Below are 17,161 nucleotides of genomic sequence, written 5' to 3' on the forward strand. Positions count from 1 at the left end.
GATATGTTTACATGCGTGTAGTTTGCGTGTTGGTTGGGTGTGTGTCTAGACTTGGGGGTATGCCGACCAAAGGAGGTGACTAGGGTGCATTATGTTGATATGCGGTATGTTAGGGAAAATGGTTCTACGATCATGTTCCGCTGCTATGTCAAAACAGGTAATGCTACAGTCAAGGCATACGACACAGTTCATCGTGTTTCATTGACAGGAAAGGAGGCAGTACAATACGCAGCGAAATTCCTTGATAAAGATCAATGGCCCCAGTTCGCTCAATACTTGTTTGATCGTCACATGACGAATGAACTTCAAGATTCTTTCCAATTCTGACTAACTAAGGAGACCTATCATGTTCGAAGAAACGACTACGTTTGATGTTGTTCCCGCCGAAACTACTGCTAATGCTTTCGACGCGGTTAAGGTTTACTCAACCTTCGACGCCACCGATCACGCGGGAAAGCTTGCTGTTTTCGCAGCAATTTCCGATACTGAGCAATTGGCCGATCACCTTGACGAAATTTTCAACCTCGAAAACTTTGTTATTCAAGAGGTGGACTATGCTGACGAAGATGGTGTTATGCAGCACGGTATGCGCGCGGTGTTGCTGGGTACGTCTGATTCTGGCGACAAGGTGGCCTATGCGGCACTGTCTGATGGTATTACGCGATCGTTGAAGAATATTATTTCTATCATCGGACATCCGTCAACGTGGCCGACGCCTGTTCCAGTCATGGCGAGCGAGAAACGCTCGCGTAATGGGTTCCGGTTTATGACGCTGCGACTGGCACTATGAAGGTCTTAGTGGCCTGTGAATACAGCGGAGTTGTTCGGGACGCGATGAGAGCGAGGGGTCATGACGCCATGAGCTGTGACATCCTCCCCACAGACGCACCCGGGCCGCACTACCAAGGTGACGTTCGTGACTTAATGACAGAAGAATGGGATCTGGTGATTGCGCACCCCCCGTGCACGTATCTGGCTAACTCCGGCGTTTCGTGGTTGAAGAAAGACCCAGACCGTTGGACGAAGATGAAAGAAGGTGCCGAGTTCTTCCGGCTGATGGGTCAGTTCAACTCCCCACGGATAGCTATCGAGAACCCGATTCAACACCGATACGCGGTAGAGGAGCATGGGTTGGGTCGGCAGACGCAGGTTGTCCAACCTTGGATGTTCGGACACCCTGAGATGAAAGCGACCGGGTTGTGGTTGTACGGGCTCCCGAAGCTTGAACCGACTGACGACGTCCGGGGGCTGATGGAACTTCTCCCAAAGAACCAACAACAGCGTCTCCACTACCTCCCGCCAAGCGAGGACCGTTGGAAACTCAGGAGCACGACGTTTTCCGGACTCGCTGCCGCTATGGCGGATCAATGGGGGTCACTATGAGCGCACTACGCGCATAACTGACAAGCGGGGGATAGGGCACACTACCCTATCCCCCCCTGCTTATTATTTTTGCTATGGATAACATTAGTCTGAACGAATTGCGCGCTTTGGCGCGTAGGCGTGAGATAGCCGCTCAGAGGAAAGTTGCGCGTATCAAGCGGAATACTGGGGCGATTGTTGCGGGAACGGAGTTTGATCCGAGGCGCGCTAAGGGGTCTATTGATCGGTACAATTCGCGGCAACTTAAAGCCTATGTAGCGAAGCTTGATTCGTTCGTGTCACGAAAAACGCAGTTTGAGGGCGGCTATCGTGGCGCGCCCATTAGTCGCACACAGTGGCGTGAGTATAAACGCTATGAACGTGACTATGCCCGGCAAGTAGATAACTTCTATGCCAAGTATGCCGATAGAGTGCTACCGAACAATCAAACCGTAGCAAGCTACATGAAACAGACACATATTCCGCAAGCTATGTTTAAAACCGATCCGGCTGTTAATTCGTTGTACAAAGCGCATACGCGTGAGGCTAGCGCGATGACCGGTAATGACATGGTTGCCAAGTTTGCGCAGCAGATGAAAAAGAAAGCTCAAAGCGGAATTGAGTGTGCGCGTAAGTCTGGTAAGCGCGCGGCAACAAAAATGGTGAGAGAGGTTGATAAACAGCTGTATAGCAAGATTAAGAAAATGAGTAATGAACAATTTGACCTGCTGTGGAATTATTCACCATTCGGCGCGGAACTGGCATTGAGCTATCATTCTCAGCAGAAAGATTTGGTTGACGAAGATTCTAAGCTTGGTTGGTTGGAAAGTGTGATGAGGGATACGTTAACGACTGCTAATGTGTATGCAGATTGGGCACTGAAACAATAGGACGAAATTGTTCATATGGACACACTGATAACACACTTTGTCGCTGACTTTGAAACAACCGTGAACCCTGATGATTGTCGAGTGTGGTTATGGGCGCTCACACCAATTCAACCGGGGACAACGATTTATGGTCTGACGATTGATGAGTTTGTGGGCACGATTGAGCGTATGCACAGTCATATTTATTTCCATAATCTTGCTTTCGATGGAATGTTTTTGCTTGACTACCTGCTGAGAAAAGGCTATCGGCACACGGAGGATAAAGGTGTTAGGGGCGAGTTTGAATCGCTTATCAGTAAGCAAGGAAAGTTTTACTCAATCAAGGTTTATTGGCGCAAGGGTGGAACAACGGAGTTTCGAGATTCTTACAAGAAAATTCCGCTATCTGTCGGGACAATGGCCAAGGCGTTCAACCTTGAATTGTCTAAGGGTACAATTGATTATGAAGCGGATAGGCCAATAGGGTATGAGCCGACGCCACATGAGATTGAGTATGTGTGTCATGATGTGGAAATTGTGGCGCAAGCTATGGCCGAAGTGTTGAATGCGGGGGCAACAAAATTAACGGTAGGCGCTGACTCTTTAGCAGAGTATCGAAGAATCATGACGTCTAAACGCTTCAAACGACTTTTTCCTGTGCTACCTGATGATGTGGATAAAGGCGTGAGAACTGCCTACCGTGGCGGCTTCACTTATGTTAATCCCAAGTTTCAGGGTAAGGAATTGGGTGGGGGGATTGTGTTTGACGTCAATTCTTTGTATCCCTCGGTTATGTACAACACGCTATTACCCTATGGCACGCCACAATGGTGCGACGGTTTGCCAGAATTGTGTGATGGTTATTCTTTGTTCATTGCGTCCATTACATTCACTGCTAAACTCAAACCGGGGCATATTCCTTGTATTCAGATCAAGGGTTCACGATTTTTCATGGCTACCGAGTATCTGACAGAGATTAGTGAGCCCGTTACTCTGTCTTGCACGAATGTTGATTTGGCATTGTGGAATGAACACTACGATTTGGTGATTTACGCATACAATGGCGGCTATAGGTTTCATGGTGCTTACGGTATGTTTACGCAATACATTGACAAATGGTCTGAGATTAAGGAAACTTCTACCGGGGGTAAGCGAGTCATAGCGAAACTACATCTCAATAGTTTGTATGGGAAATTTGCCACTAATCCTGACGTGACTGGAAAAATTCCCGTCCTAGAAGATAATCGCGTGAAATTGATTCTTGGTGATCTGCAAACGAGGGAACCCGTTTACACTGCTGTAGGTGTATTCATTACGTCCTATGCACGCAACATTACGGTACGCGCTGCGCAACAGAACTTTGATCGTTTCATCTATGCCGACACAGATTCACTACATCTGCTAGGCACTGAACTGCCCGACATTGATATTCACCCAACAAGAATGGGCGCATGGAAACAAGAAAGCGTGTTCACTCGCGCAGTTTTTGTTCGTTCTAAATGCTATGGTGAAACGATCAATGGTACCGACATTGTTCATATTGCGGGTTTGCCCGCTCATGTTGCCAAATCAGCTACCCTGTCTGACATGATGACTGGGGCAACCTACAAGGGCAAACTAGTGCCTAAACGTGTACCAGGTGGCGTTGTTCTCACTGATGTCGGTTTCCGGTTGACACCTGCGACAGTTGTTGTGTAGTCTGGTTTCCAGTGGACAACACAGTCCATCGGCTAACTAAGGAGATATCATGGCTCGTCCCAAGAACGTTGTTGCTACCAAGTCCATCAATCTGACCATTCCTGCTGATCTGTATGAAGCACTTGACGAGTACCGTTGGAGCGTCCGTAAGGAATTCCGCGACATTGTGCGCGATGCGCTGACTGAGTACGCGGCAAAGCATGGCGCTGAAGTCAAGGCCACCGCGCCGACCAAGTAAACAACCGCACAACGGCCCACACAGTATTTGTGTGGGCCGTTTTGTGGTCTATACTAGCGGTGATGAGAGTCCCTGTCGAGTGCTAGGCGCGGCTCAGAGTACCCGGAGAGGGCTGGCATAGGATGAGACCTACTGAGACTAGCTACACCCTGCCACGGTGGCCTGGCGTGTCGATATGGCCGGCTCTCATCGTTTTGGGAATGCCCGACTGGCGTATGGCGCTTTGTCGGGCATTCCGCTTATACTGTGGACAAGGCCCATTCACTAGTGAAAGAAGGTTTATCCGTGGAAGAATTGTTGGCACAATTGCGTGCCATGTTTGGGGAAGATTCGGACATGACGCCATACGATAATTTGGTTACTGCTATCGAGTCTCAGAGTGTAGGGTTTGAGTCGGAACTCGAATCCAGGAATAATACTATTCAGGCACTGACTGACGAGGTGACCAAGTTAAAGATCATGAACTATGATTTGCTGACTTCAGTTCCTAAGGAGGAAACTGGGGAAAGTGAGTCCGAGGAAATCGCTACTGACGACAACGAAGAAATTAGTTTTGATGACTTGTTTGATAAGGAGAGTAACTAATGCCCACTATGGCAATTGAACCGCTTAAGAATCTTCCTAATGAGGCAATTCTTAACGCTATTCGCAATGACGCGACAAGCGAATACCGTAACCGTATTCCTAAGGCCACGCAAGCAAATTTGCGCGACACCCTAAATTCACTCACACAGTACCGCCCTATGTGGAATCAATTTGTTGATGCGCTCGTTAACCGTATTGGCTCGGTTGTTGCACGCAATATTTCATGGACTAACCCGCTTCAAGAATTCAAGCGAGGAATGTTGAATTACGGCGATACTATCGAAGAAATTCAGGTCGGACTCCTTAAGGCGCACGTCTATGACCCCGACCGCGATTACATGGAAAAAGCTATTTTCGGGACCGAAGCACCCGAAGTGCAAGCGAATTTCCACCGCGTTAATCGTGAGAATTTCTACAAGATTACGATTAATGAACCGCAATTGCAGCGAGCTTTCCTCGAAAATGGGGGACTTTCTTCGTTCGTCTCTCAGTTGATGGCCGCACCTTCAACGTCAGATCAGTGGGACGAATTCCTCATGACTTGCAAGCTGTTTAGTGAGTATGAATCTAATGGTGGTTTTTATCGCGTCCAAATTCCCGATATCGCGTCCATTGAATCATCGCCCGATGATGCCCGCAAGGCTTTGCGCAGTATTCTTGCTGTGAATGGGAATATGCGCTATGTGTCGCGTCAGTACAATGCCGCGCGTATGCCGACTTTCGCTAATGCTGATGAAATGGTGTTGTTTACTACGCCAGAGTTTCAGGCTGCTATTAATGTTGAAGCGCTGGCAGCTGCGTTCAATATTGAGAAAGCTGATATTCCTAACCGAGTGATTACTATTCCTAAGGCGATGTTTGAGATTAATGGTTGCGAGGCAATTCTCACAACTAAGGATTTTTTCGTACTCGCTGATACTCGACTTGAGAATGCGAGTCAGTATAACCCGGTGAGTTTGGGAATGAACTACTTCCTTCACCACTGGGGAATTATTTCCGCATCCCGCTTTGCGCCAGCTGTTATGTTCTCAACTTTGCACAGGGATGAGATTGTGATTAAGAATGAGCCGATCACCGGAATTACTGACATCAGTTTTGAGGGCGATGCTACGAACGTCATGCGCGGCGGACTTGTCGCATTCACTGCGTCCGGTAAGACTGCCAAGTCTGATAACCCGCCGAATGGTGCTGTGATTTGGTCCGTGTCCGGGGGCACGTCTAACCGCACATACATTACTTCTACAGGTGTTTTGCACTGTGGTTATGATGAGACTGCCACTACTCTAACTGTTAAGGCTCAGACCGCATATATTCCTGATGATAACCCGCGTGATGACGGTTTCAGCACGACGAAGCCTGTCCCGGTTGTTGGCGACAAGCTTGGTAACTGGCCTGTACAGGGTAGTAAGGACATTGCGATTACTGTAAAGGGCATTAGCGTACCGGTTGTGTCTGGTACCTATACCTATACGCTGGCAGGCGTCGGCACGGCCACCGCTGCTGATGTGGAAGTGTCCACTGCGCCGGGCACTACTGTGGCGGGCGTCAAGGCGTCGAATGGGGGTAAGACAATCACGGTCAAGATTGACCCCGGTACTGGGGCACCTGTAGATTATGTGGTGACCCTGAGTTAGTCGGAGGTCGCCGGCGTATCCCTCACGCTGGCAGCACAGTGGCCTAGGGTATCGTGTCCTATACCCTAGGCCACTGTGCATATCCGCTTAAAGGAGAATTGTTTTAATGGACGCTAATCACGAATTTTCTTTCGATATGTGGACACCGGGGACTACGGTTAGTTTACATAGAGTTGCATGGAATGCTGACTATCGGGACATTGTGAAGTTCAAAGATCACAAGGAACTAGATAAATATCTGTTTAGGGAAAGTGAAGCCACTCAAACAATCGTGTTTGATCGTATGTCCTATGCGCGCGTAGGCGAGCCTATCCGTATCCCGCTGCCATTCAACAACGCCTATACGTACAATTACATTAGGGTTCACAATGCTGTGCAACCTATTGGCGAGCGTCCGGGGTATGGTGATGGTAATGGTCGCACTTTCTACTATTTCATTCAGGATATGCGGCGCGCGGCACCGAATACAACAGAAATTTTTGTGCAACTTGATGTGTGGCAATCATTCTTCCCCTATGTAACGTTTAATTCGGCGTACATTGAACGTGGACATGTGGGAATTGCCGACGAATCGTCGCACAGCAAGGCCGCTATTAACCAACTGTGCGAACCGGAAGGTTTGGACTTGGGAAACGATTACACTGTGTCAGGGGTATGGTCGAAGCACATAGCGAATCTAAAGAGTCAACCGGGCGACAATTACTATGATTCATATGGTGTTATTGTGTATAGCACGGTCAAGTTGGAGGAAGATTGGGGAACACTCGACAACCCCAAACTCAAGTCCGCTACAGGCAACACAATGGAAGGTCTGCCTAATGGCATGGCCGCATACTACTTCGACTCGGTAAGTAGTTACATCACGTTTACTCAGAAATTGCAAGACTTTCCTTGGATTAGTCAGGGTATTTCTGCTGTGTACATGGTCCCCTCGGAGCTTGTCAAAACTGAAAATTGTGCCACGGTAGATAAGTTCGATGGTTGCTACATTCCGTCGCAAACGGCTATTGAAAAGTTTGTCACCTTTACGCTTGTTGACAATGTGTTAGACGGTATGCCGCAGTCGTTTCAAAATGGCTGTTTCCGCTATCTGACAAAGTTTCTCACGTATCCCTATACGTATATTGAGGTGACAACAAATACCGGTACGCCGATTGTGCTCAAACCGGAGAGAATGAATAAGCTATCAACATTCAATGTCAACAGAACACTTCCGGTTAAAATGACAATGGCGTGCCATGTAGCGCAACCATCGCCGCGCATTGTTTTTCACCCTACAGACTATAACGTCAACACCTACATAAAGCACAACTATCATGATTCTGGTGAGGCATTGGCAATGACGACTGGCGTCAACAATCTGCCCATGTTCTCAGTAACAAATAATTCTTATCTGGCGTTCATGGCGTCTAATGCACACTCAATTGCCTATCAACATGACTCGGCAAACTGGGCACAACAAAAAGCGCTCACCGCTAATCAACTCGGCTACGATCAATCATCGGCGGGACTCGACTTACAACAATCGCTGACGAATATGGCGGTCGCCAGCTCACAAGCGCAGCTAGGCGTCAGGTCGCAGGCGGCGTATCAGGGTATGGGCGTCGGCATGATTGGCGATCTGGCGTCGGCAGTGGGAACCAACCCTGGGGCCGGCATCGGTAGCGCTCTGACGCGTGGCGTCAGTACCGGTATCAGTGTGAATGCGGATACGCAGTCCACGGCGATAGCCAACGATTTGGCACAATCGCAGACAAGCGCTCGCGTGAGTACCGGGCAGTATATGCGCGACTCAAACAAAACATACGCCGATTATGCTGCTAAGGGTGACTATGCCAACACAATCGGCGCGATTAATGCTCGAGTTCAAGATTCTAAACTCACGCAACCAACTGTGAGCGGGCAAGTAGGTGGCGAGGCGTTTTTGCTGGCGACTACCGGAATGCATATTCAGGCAAGACTGAAAACACTTTCCCCCGGTACAATGGCGATGATTGGGGGTTATTGGTTGCGCTATGGGTATGCCGTCAACCGGTACACTAATCAGCTGCCGCGTGATTTGCAATGTATGTCCACCTTTACGTATTGGAAGTTGCGTGAGCTCTATCTGTCGGCCTCATGGTGTCCAGAGAACTACAAGCAAACAATTCGGGGCATTTTTGAAAAAGGTGTGACTGTGTGGCATGATCCTAGCGCCATCGGAATTACTATATTGGAAAACAATGAACCTATTTATGGTTACTATCTTTCTCAGCGGGGGTACTAATGGCTAAGCGACGAAATAGGCCGGACTATGTTCATGACGACATTTACTCAAGGTTCATGGCGTCGCCCGACAGGTCGCGGAAAACGATCATGTCGCGTATGTATGTGCGCGTACTCACAGAACTGTCGTGTAATCGGTTTAAGTGGGATAACCTGCCAACAGAAATTGATGCACGATTCTTGGAATTGACATTGTTCAGACAGGCGCTTGTCGTATTTTTCCGTGATGAGAATTTGGGTCGCTTCTTTGCTTTGCGCGGCGCTGGCGCTGGGGAAGTCAATTTCTACGACAACCCAACACGATTCATGGTTACCGGAGGGCCAACCTATCTCAACCGTACGATGAGCGCTCGCCATTGTGTGCCCATCTGGGCAAACTACTTACGCACGCCAGACACCGATATCGTGATGATTTACGCCACGAAACTAGCGGAGATTGACCGCACAATCGAGTTGACAACAATGCAACAACGTCACCCCTACATTGTTATTGCGAGTGAAGCGCAGCGCCTATCGTTGCTTAACGCGATGAAAAACATTAACGACGGGGAGTTTATCATCTGGGGTACTGATACTTTCGACATTGATAACATCAAGTCGCTTGATACCGGGATTGATAAAGACGCGGTATTACGCCTACTTGAAGCAAAACAGAAAATTTGGCTTGAATGCATGACATTGCTCGGTATCAACAACTCAAATCAGGACAAGAAAGAAAGATTAGTGGCCGCCGAAGTCGGCTCGAATGACTCACAAATTCTGTCAGTCCGCAATGCCGCGTTGAAATGTCGTTTAGATGCGGCAGATCGAATCAATGAAAAATACGGTTTGCATGTCAAAGTTTCGTGGGACTTGGGCGATGATGAATCGGTTATGGACTTGTCTTTCAATTCTGATCTAAAGGAGGATAGCGGCAGTGGCAACCTTTACGATTGAGTTGGGCGCGCTCATTGATGTTATGGGCGTTGATATCGGACTCAAAGAATACCCTATCTTTGATGAGTCCTATCGTCTCCCACTGAATAAGAAAATTCTTGACCATTACACTCATCGTGAGATTGGGTACGAAACTGGCGATATGTTCGTCTTTGCGTTGAATAGGCGCATGAGTGAAATTATGCCCTATTACAACGAGTTGTATCGGTCGGAAAGACTGAAATTCGATCCGTTGTCCACGGTTGACCTGTCCACGCTCGGCACCTCAGCACAACGTGCCGATACAACGCAGCGCCAGACTGGCAGCACCGATAACGCCACCGAGACACACTCACGCGCCATCGCTTCGACAACGCCTCAGACGGCTCTCAAACCGGGTGAGGATTACGCGGACTCTGGTAGCGTCTCAGAATCGCGCACCGAGGCTCAGGCACACTCTGACGACTCCACGTCGGGCAGTCAGGATATGGCAGGCTCTCAGTCGTCTCACGTGACGGGCAGGCAGGCCACTGGCGCTAGCCTCATCGCTGAGTGGCGGTCTATCCTTGTCAATGTGGACATGATGGTTATTGCAGAATTGCAAGACTTGTTTATGTCTTTGTGGAACAATGGCGACATTCTTCCAGACTTTCAAGGCGACGATTACACTCAGTATCTTTCAGGTTATCGGTACTTTTTCTAAGGAGAAAACTTTATGTCCAACAATTCGCCATTTCCGCTGTTTGTCCCTATCCCGAGTTATCCTGTCGGTAGTGTCGCACCATACACATATCGAGAGGGAATGACACTACTTGAAAAATTGCAGGCATTGAATGGTGCGGTCGCGTCAATTTCTAATCTCTATACAGACCTAACCGGTAATATGGGAACACTTATCACCGACACTAACCGGGCAATTGAGACTGCGCTACAGTCAATGTCTACGCTGAAAAACAGTTATGATACTGCCCTTGCCGACATGCAAGCAAAACTCGACAAACAACTATCCGATGTTGGTACGAAAGTCGCCCAACTCAACGAAGCAATTCAGCAGGCGAATTCTGCCAACACCGAGGCTAAGGGAATTGTTGCCGAGTTTGCCCAGTTGGCGAATTCGTACACTGCCACATTGGCCGAGTATGAAAATAGGATGACAACGGAACTAGCATCAGTCCGTAGTGAAATGAATTCCAAGGTTTCCAAGAATGCGCTCACATTCAATGTGCGCGACTTTGGCGCTAAAGGCGACGGAACTAATGATGATACAAGCGCGTTCAAAGCGGCAATTAGCGCGGCAGGCGAATCGGGCGACGTGTTCATTCCGCAAGGAAAATATGTTATTACGCAAACTCTCACAGTTCCTCGGTACACTCGCCTACGCGGGACTAGTTTCAGTGATGGTGATGACAACGAATTTTCCGGCATTCTGGCGCGCGTCACAAGTGGTCCCGCCATCGAACTGAAATACAATGCGGGAATTCAGGACTTGGCTATCCGGGGAAACAATGCTGGGGTAGGCGTAACGTGCGTTGGTGGCGTCCGCATTGTCAACGTCAATGTACAGCGGTTTGATACTGCGGTTTACTGTAACGAAGTCTGGTATGGAGACATTACTCGACTGCGAACCTACAGGAACAAAATTTCGTTGGACGTGAAATACTGTTATAACCTAACCGTGACAACGCCGCAATTCGCTTGCCTCGATTACAACGGCAACCCTGGAATTGGCATCAGGGAAACTAATCAGTGTGACGTGAAAGTGATCGGCGGCGCCATTGAAGCATACGATACTGGACTACAAGCGGACAACAACACGTCAACAGTCTTTTTCGGCGTTTACTTTGAAACAGCTATGCCGACAGGAAAAACATATGAACAGTGGCCGGGAGGAACTGTTGCTAAAGTTGGTATGCTGAAAAACTTTAGTGTCGGTTTCTATGGGTGTTTTGTGTACATGACCAACACAATTAATTTCGTGAACGCTAATGGTGACGCCACCGAAGGAAGAATTACATCAATCGGAAACACGTTTAAAGGTGGCAACCCTGCCGGTAATGGTGCGCCAAGAAACATCGGTTTTTCATGGTCTCAGGGCGGCGTGACTAAGGCACGTTTTACACTCCTCAACGATCTATGGTATGTGCAATACTGGGACAACGCAGACTACATGCCCTATACGCACCTCCCGCAGGGCAACAGTTTTGTGATGGTCCCCGACAATGGCACAACCGGACTCAGTAAAGACATGATTTTTACCGGCGGCAATCTTGTGTCTACAGGAACGTTTATGCGTATCCCGCAAAACGGTAGTCACCCTGCCATGACAGGCACTGACATGCCGCGCCTACAAGGCGCAACCTACTACAACGGGGTAAAAAAGAAGCCTTATTGGTGGAATGGCACGCGGTGGTGCGACGTCAACGGTAACCCTGAATAGAAAGAGAACGATCATGGCGGGCGATATTGTCAACATTCAAATGTTGGGCGACCAAACTTTGGTATGTCGGATGAACAATGGCACAACCGAGACACTATATCGCGCGCCTAACGGTTGGTGGTTGTCCGGTACTGTAGGCGTGGGCTACGAAGCGCCTACAGTACCGGGTGACGGGGAATATTCCGGCGTGACAATCACTGCCGAAATGATTCGAGTTGGTAACCGCGCCTATGGTGCGATTGAGTCGCAGATGTTGCAGACCCCCGAGCAAGTGGCGAAGGGCTTTAATGATGCTATTGCGGCCACGTATCCGGGCATTCTTTCCAACAAAAAACGAGCCGCGTGCTTTGTTGGTGAATGTTTACAGGAAACTGGTGGCTTTAGATTGGTGAAAGAGCAGGGCGCGGACAATGCCAGGTACGCGCCTTACGTTGGACGAGGTTGGGTTCAGCTCACATGGAAAGAGGCCTATCTACGGTTCGGTAAATGGATGAAATCTTTCGGTCTGATTAGCGATGAAAACATGTTCGTCAATACCCCGACCGAGCTCGAAAACTTGAAGTGGGCCCCCTACACTGCGATTTGGGAATTCCATCAGCAAGGCCCATGGTCGGGAAAAAACTTGTTTGAGTGGTGCGACACGGCCAGTTCCCCTTGGTCAACAATTAGCAGGGCAATTAACCGTGGGCACCCTACCGCGTCCAAACCGGCTCACGCCGAAGATTTACGAGCCAAGGTCATTGATGCTGTGTTGCTTGTCACCCCCGAGCCGGTCACCGCCACTCCAGACAGTTTCAATGACCGGGCAGGACCCATTACTGTGACACTCGGCAATGCCACGTTTAAGACATGCGGTTGTGCTGGTCAGTGGATTACTGAAGTGAGCGCGGCAGCAGTCAAGAAAGGGCTTATTTCCAGTAGCATTCATGTCACTAAAGGAGGATATTTGCCGTATGACAACAACTCGAAAGACACTCACACTAAAGGCGGAACGCTCGATTTGCGTATGCGGTCGTACAATCAAGCGCTAGACTTGTTTATGCGCGAAGCGGGTTGTGCGGGTTGGTATCGTGACCAAACAGACAGTTCGAAATTCTCACCACACTATCATCTCGGTTTGATCGGTTGCAGTCACCGGCCTGAGAGTATGATTCGACAGGAAAAAGCGTACCGGGCAGGCCTGTCAGGTCTGGCGTCCGGTACGGTTGACCGTGGGCCGAGACCATCGGCTATCCGTGACTGGAAAGCTGGGCTAGTATGGGTACGTCGCCAAGTCGCCTAGGGGGAAGCATGTACTACTCATTGACACCTATTCTGTCGCGTAATGCCGTCTACAACTTTGTTGTAGGCGGACGTGGCATCGGCAAAACTTATGGCGCTAAAGTGTGGGCAATCAGGGACTACCTGAAAAACGGCAAAGAATTTATCTATCTTCGACGGTTTGCCACTGAACTCACCACTAAACAAACTTTCTTCGATGACTGCGCTCATGAATTTCCTGACTACGGGTTTAGGGTGTTGGGCGACTTGGCACAACTCACGCGTAACCCTGATGTCACTAAACCGAAGTGGGAGACATTCGGATACTTTGCTGCATTGTCGCAAGCTCAATCGAAAAAGTCTGTTGCCTATCCGCGCGTAACAAAGATCATTTTCGATGAGTTTATCATCGAAAAAGGATTCACTCAGTACCTGCCCGCCGAACACAAGCGGCTTAATGACTTCTACAACACAGTTGACCGGTCGAAAGACAAAACACGTGTAATCTTTCTCGCTAACAGTGTGTCCATCATGAACCCGTATTTTTCTGAGTACGACATTAAACCGCCTGCTAAAGGTGAGTTCGTGACTCGAAAGAACGGGTTCATCGTTGCGCAATTCCCTAAATCGGCAGAGTTCATGGAATACGTCAAACAAACCAGATTCGGACAATTCATCTCCGGTACCGAATACGAGTCATATTCGGTCGGCAATACGTTTGCTGACAATCATGATGGACTTATTGCCACTAAACCGAGCGAAGCCACGTATCTAGCGACAATGGAACTTAGCGGGGGTAGTTTCTCGATTTGGACACATACAGCGTCCGCATACTATGTCCAAGAAAAACGACCAAAGAACGAAAGGATATTCGTGCTTAACCCTGTGAGAATGAACAGGGGAAAAACTCTCATGGTCTATAGCGATGGTTTAGCGCAAATTCTGCGCACTGCCTATCGTCATGGGAGAATGTACTTCGACTGTCCGCGCACGCGTAACGCGTTCACGGAAATTTTCAAGCGATGATTGACGTTTACTATGCGCTTGTCGGCGCAGGTGCCGTGATGGTGCCGTTTGCTACAATCATTGTTGCTATTATTAACAACATGAGAGTTAAGTATGAATATCAGATGGTCAAGTTGTCTGACATTGTGCTACAAAACAGAGAACTTAAAGACCAGATAGATTCAATGAGAAACACATTCAACGAGAATTTTCGTGACGTTAAACGAGAATTGAACAGTGAGAAAATAGAGAGAATTACTGCCAGTCAGTCCATTGCTTCCGCATGGTCTAAACTACGTGAACTCGAAAGGCGCGTTAATGAAGAATAAGGTTTTTGAGCCGACTACAAGACAGTGGGTGTATGGTATTGCTGTATCTGTGTTCGGCCTGCTTTCGGTGTACGGATTCATTGAGGCCAACCAATTGGCCGCATGGCTAGCGCTCGCCAGCGCAGTATGCGGACTCGCTTTCCTCAATACGCCTAGCAAGCTGGAAAAAGAATTGTCGGAAACAACGGACGCCAGACGTGCAAAGGATGGGGAAGAATGAGCACGACTAATGTTTACGGTAGTGTACGCGCTTGGCCTAGTGACGAATATTGGAATTTCGGCGGCTATGTACAATTCACTAATTCGCGCGGCATTAGCCTCAAGATTCCTGTCAACCGTGACTATGATTTGCTCCCCACTGTGATCGAATCGGGGGTTTATGAGCTCACTATCGCACTCGGTAGGGAAACACCAGCATTCATTGTCACAATCACAGGGAAAGACTGGGACATCGCCAACCATCTGCCGCCCATTGTCACCCCCACCAATATCGTTGCCCAGGGCGACAAGGGCGACAAGGGCGACAGGGGCGACCCCGGCCCTAAAGGCGACAAGGGCGACCCCGGCCCTAAAGGTGACCCTGGTAAGCCCGGTGAGCGCGGCGTGCCCGGTAGGCCGGGCATCAAGGGCGACAGGGGCGACCCCGGCCCTAAGGGCGACCGAGGTGACCCCGGAATGCACGGTGAGAAGGGCATCAAGGGCGACAAGGGCGACCCCGGCCCTAAGGGCGACCGAGGTGACCCCGGTATCCCCGGCCCATTGTCGCCCGCAACAGAAATAACCGTGGAACTGTTGAACGGATTCGAAAACGTTGGTAGTTATGTTTTGAAGTATGCAGAGATTGCTACGAATGTGTACATGATTAGTGGATTGATTAAAGGTGACATTACAAAGCAGGCGGCACGACTGCCATTCACACTGAGTAAACCTTGTTTCCTGTCCGCATTCACGTACAACGGAATTACGATCACCCCCGCTATTGGGGGTAATGGTGTGATTGATTTTCCCGCTAGCTACCGTGAGCCTGTCAACGCTACAGGCGTGACCTATGTCGGAATTAACGGAGTTTTCCACAAATAAAGGAGATTGATTATCATGGCAGTTGATCCATTCAGGTACCTAGGCGCAGTCAACCCGCCCATTCGAGACATTACAATACGACTCTATGACATGACACAACGCAGCACAATTATGCGTTGTATGTGGGTTGGCAGTGGATTTAGACTCAACTCAAAGGAGCACAGAACAAGGCGAGCCGTTGACTTTATGTTTTCCAGTAAAGTCAATGCGTGGCCTACCGTAGAACAAGCTCGCGCTGGGGATGCTTTCTGCGATTATCTCATCGCCAATGTCGACAAACTGAAATTCGTATGGATTATTTGGAAAAACCGGTCATGGTCGCGTGAACGCCGGACATGGAAGAATCTCAACAAAACAGGCGACATCTCAACGCGCCACTACGATCATGTTCACGTACTGTTTTCCACCGAGTCACGCTGGCCGACCAACATCGTTGATACTGCAAGCGTCAGCGTCGAAAATTTGCGCAGCGCGCGATACAGTGATCCGTCCAAGACGGGCAGGCCGGTTGGTCCCTACGGCCAACAGGTGTTGACGTTGGAACGCGCACTGGGCAAACTCGGCTATCTCGATTCGCGTTACATAGACGGCCACTACGGTAGTCAGACAGTCGGTAACGGTGTCAGGGGCACGACAGGTTTCCAGCGCCGATACAGTGGTGCCAGCAAACCCGATGGCTGGTTAGGCCCCAGGGAACTGGCCAAACTTTTTGAGCTTGCTGGCATGAGTGTCACAGTCAGACCGTAAAACTCATCCATAGTTTTCGCCCGATACGTGTTGTGTCGGGCGAAAACTATGCTACGATGAACACATAGCCCGACAACGGGCCGACGAAAGGACAAGAACATGAACGCCACCTACAGCACCCGCAACGAAGCCCTGCATATGGAGGTCATCGCAGTCATCAACAGCGGTATGGCCGACGCCGACGACTACGACGTGGACGCCATCGCGGACGAGGTGTTGGGGGACTTCCACGACGGGTACGCAGTCCAGGTCGAAGGTGCCGACTTCTGGGCCATCGTGGCCAAGCACGCCAAGAACTGAGTCCTCCGCCAGACCGTAAAACTCATCCATAGTTTTCGCCCGATACGTGTTGTGTCGGGCGAAAACTATGCTACGATGAGTGTAGGCCACCTGAAAGGACACACGCCATGACCCCTAACATCAACACGACTCGAATCGCCGTTGACCTCATTGTCGCAGTCAACTACACCTCCTATGACTTTCAGCAATACCGAGTCGTTCGCTCAATTTTATGTCAGTCAACCAACGAAATTGTGTTCCTGATATACGCGTATGGTGGCACAATCTCAGGGTATCTCTGTCAGACATACGACACAGTAACTGGAGACATTACACTAATCGCCTATACACAGGACAAGTCCGAAGCACTACTAGCCTACGCAGACTATATCCTCGAAAATATTCGCCAACACTCATGACCCAACGAAAATAACCGATAGCCCTAGCCCAAGGCTAGG

18 protein-coding genes are annotated in these 17,161 nt (G+C 49.3%); all 18 read left to right on the forward strand.

Annotated elements, in window-relative coordinates; genetic code table 11:
* Positions 1-346 precede the first annotated feature (346 nt).
* The 18 genes from ACTQ48_RS09965 (at position 347) to ACTQ48_RS10050 (ending at position 16,724) form a co-directional block, all read left to right on the forward strand.
* Positions 347-790: a hypothetical protein gene (locus ACTQ48_RS09965; protein ID WP_441085743.1), complete on the forward strand. Its 444-nt coding sequence runs from the start codon at positions 347-349 to the stop codon at positions 788-790.
* Between the two features lie 68 nt (positions 791-858).
* Positions 859-1,383, forward strand: a complete 525-nt coding sequence (locus tag ACTQ48_RS09970) for a hypothetical protein (RefSeq protein ID WP_441570794.1) — start codon at positions 859-861, stop codon at positions 1,381-1,383.
* Positions 1,384-1,457: 74 nt separating this feature from the next.
* A complete protein-coding gene (locus ACTQ48_RS09975; RefSeq protein WP_441563939.1) occupies positions 1,458-2,252 on the forward strand; it encodes a hypothetical protein in 795 nt (264 codons plus the stop codon).
* 15 nt (positions 2,253-2,267) lie between these two features.
* Positions 2,268-3,929: a DNA polymerase gene (locus ACTQ48_RS09980; RefSeq protein WP_441141009.1), complete on the forward strand. Its 1,662-nt coding sequence runs from the start codon at positions 2,268-2,270 to the stop codon at positions 3,927-3,929.
* Positions 3,930-3,978: 49 nt separating this feature from the next.
* Positions 3,979-4,167 carry a hypothetical protein gene (locus ACTQ48_RS09985; protein ID WP_441069514.1) on the forward strand — a complete coding sequence of 63 codons (189 nt, stop codon included), beginning with the start codon at positions 3,979-3,981 and terminating at the stop codon, positions 4,165-4,167.
* A gap of 285 nt (positions 4,168-4,452) precedes the next feature.
* The gene (locus tag ACTQ48_RS09990; RefSeq protein ID WP_441085739.1) at positions 4,453-4,752 is read left to right on the forward strand and encodes a hypothetical protein; all 300 of its coding nucleotides are present in this window, start codon (positions 4,453-4,455) and stop codon (positions 4,750-4,752) included.
* On the forward strand, positions 4,752-6,386 hold the full coding sequence (locus ACTQ48_RS09995) for a hypothetical protein (RefSeq protein ID WP_441141006.1): 1,635 nt from the start codon (positions 4,752-4,754) through the stop codon (positions 6,384-6,386). The genes ACTQ48_RS09990 and ACTQ48_RS09995 overlap by 1 nt, the downstream gene beginning before the upstream one ends.
* A gap of 106 nt (positions 6,387-6,492) precedes the next feature.
* Complete coding sequence (locus ACTQ48_RS10000; protein ID WP_441085646.1) at positions 6,493-8,652, forward strand: hypothetical protein; 2,160 nt, start codon at positions 6,493-6,495, stop codon at positions 8,650-8,652.
* 56 nt (positions 8,653-8,708) lie between these two features.
* A complete protein-coding gene (locus tag ACTQ48_RS10005; protein WP_441085647.1) occupies positions 8,709-9,587 on the forward strand; it encodes a hypothetical protein in 879 nt (292 codons plus the stop codon).
* Complete coding sequence (locus ACTQ48_RS10010; RefSeq protein ID WP_441085648.1) at positions 9,568-10,269, forward strand: hypothetical protein; 702 nt, start codon at positions 9,568-9,570, stop codon at positions 10,267-10,269. Before ACTQ48_RS10005 ends, ACTQ48_RS10010 begins: the two co-directional genes overlap by 20 nt.
* Before the next feature lie 12 nt (positions 10,270-10,281).
* Positions 10,282-12,003: a glycosyl hydrolase family 28-related protein gene (locus ACTQ48_RS10015; protein WP_441563936.1), complete on the forward strand. Its 1,722-nt coding sequence runs from the start codon at positions 10,282-10,284 to the stop codon at positions 12,001-12,003.
* A gap of 13 nt (positions 12,004-12,016) precedes the next feature.
* On the forward strand, positions 12,017-13,285 hold the full coding sequence (locus tag ACTQ48_RS10020) for a hypothetical protein (protein ID WP_441085650.1): 1,269 nt from the start codon (positions 12,017-12,019) through the stop codon (positions 13,283-13,285).
* An 8-nt stretch (positions 13,286-13,293) separates the two neighbouring features.
* The gene (locus ACTQ48_RS10025; protein ID WP_441085651.1) at positions 13,294-14,289 is read left to right on the forward strand and encodes a phage DNA encapsidation protein; all 996 of its coding nucleotides are present in this window, start codon (positions 13,294-13,296) and stop codon (positions 14,287-14,289) included.
* Positions 14,286-14,597 carry a hypothetical protein gene (locus ACTQ48_RS10030; protein ID WP_441085652.1) on the forward strand — a complete coding sequence of 104 codons (312 nt, stop codon included), beginning with the start codon at positions 14,286-14,288 and terminating at the stop codon, positions 14,595-14,597. The genes ACTQ48_RS10025 and ACTQ48_RS10030 overlap by 4 nt, the downstream gene beginning before the upstream one ends.
* Complete coding sequence (locus tag ACTQ48_RS10035; RefSeq protein ID WP_154695874.1) at positions 14,587-14,817, forward strand: hypothetical protein; 231 nt, start codon at positions 14,587-14,589, stop codon at positions 14,815-14,817. The genes ACTQ48_RS10030 and ACTQ48_RS10035 overlap by 11 nt, the downstream gene beginning before the upstream one ends.
* The gene (locus ACTQ48_RS10040) at positions 14,814-15,677 is read left to right on the forward strand and encodes a hypothetical protein (RefSeq protein ID WP_441085653.1); all 864 of its coding nucleotides are present in this window, start codon (positions 14,814-14,816) and stop codon (positions 15,675-15,677) included. The genes ACTQ48_RS10035 and ACTQ48_RS10040 overlap by 4 nt, the downstream gene beginning before the upstream one ends.
* Positions 15,678-15,692: 15 nt before the next feature.
* Positions 15,693-16,424 carry a peptidoglycan-binding domain-containing protein gene (locus tag ACTQ48_RS10045; protein ID WP_441042412.1) on the forward strand — a complete coding sequence of 244 codons (732 nt, stop codon included), beginning with the start codon at positions 15,693-15,695 and terminating at the stop codon, positions 16,422-16,424.
* A 99-nt stretch (positions 16,425-16,523) separates the two neighbouring features.
* Positions 16,524-16,724, forward strand: coding sequence for a hypothetical protein (locus tag ACTQ48_RS10050; protein WP_441085655.1), 201 nt, complete (start codon positions 16,524-16,526; stop codon positions 16,722-16,724).
* The last annotated feature ends 437 nt before the right edge of the window (positions 16,725-17,161 follow it).

It is taken from the genome of Collinsella sp. Sow4_E3 (genome assembly GCF_052116285.1).
Lineage (GTDB): Bacteria > Actinomycetota > Coriobacteriia > Coriobacteriales > Coriobacteriaceae > Collinsella.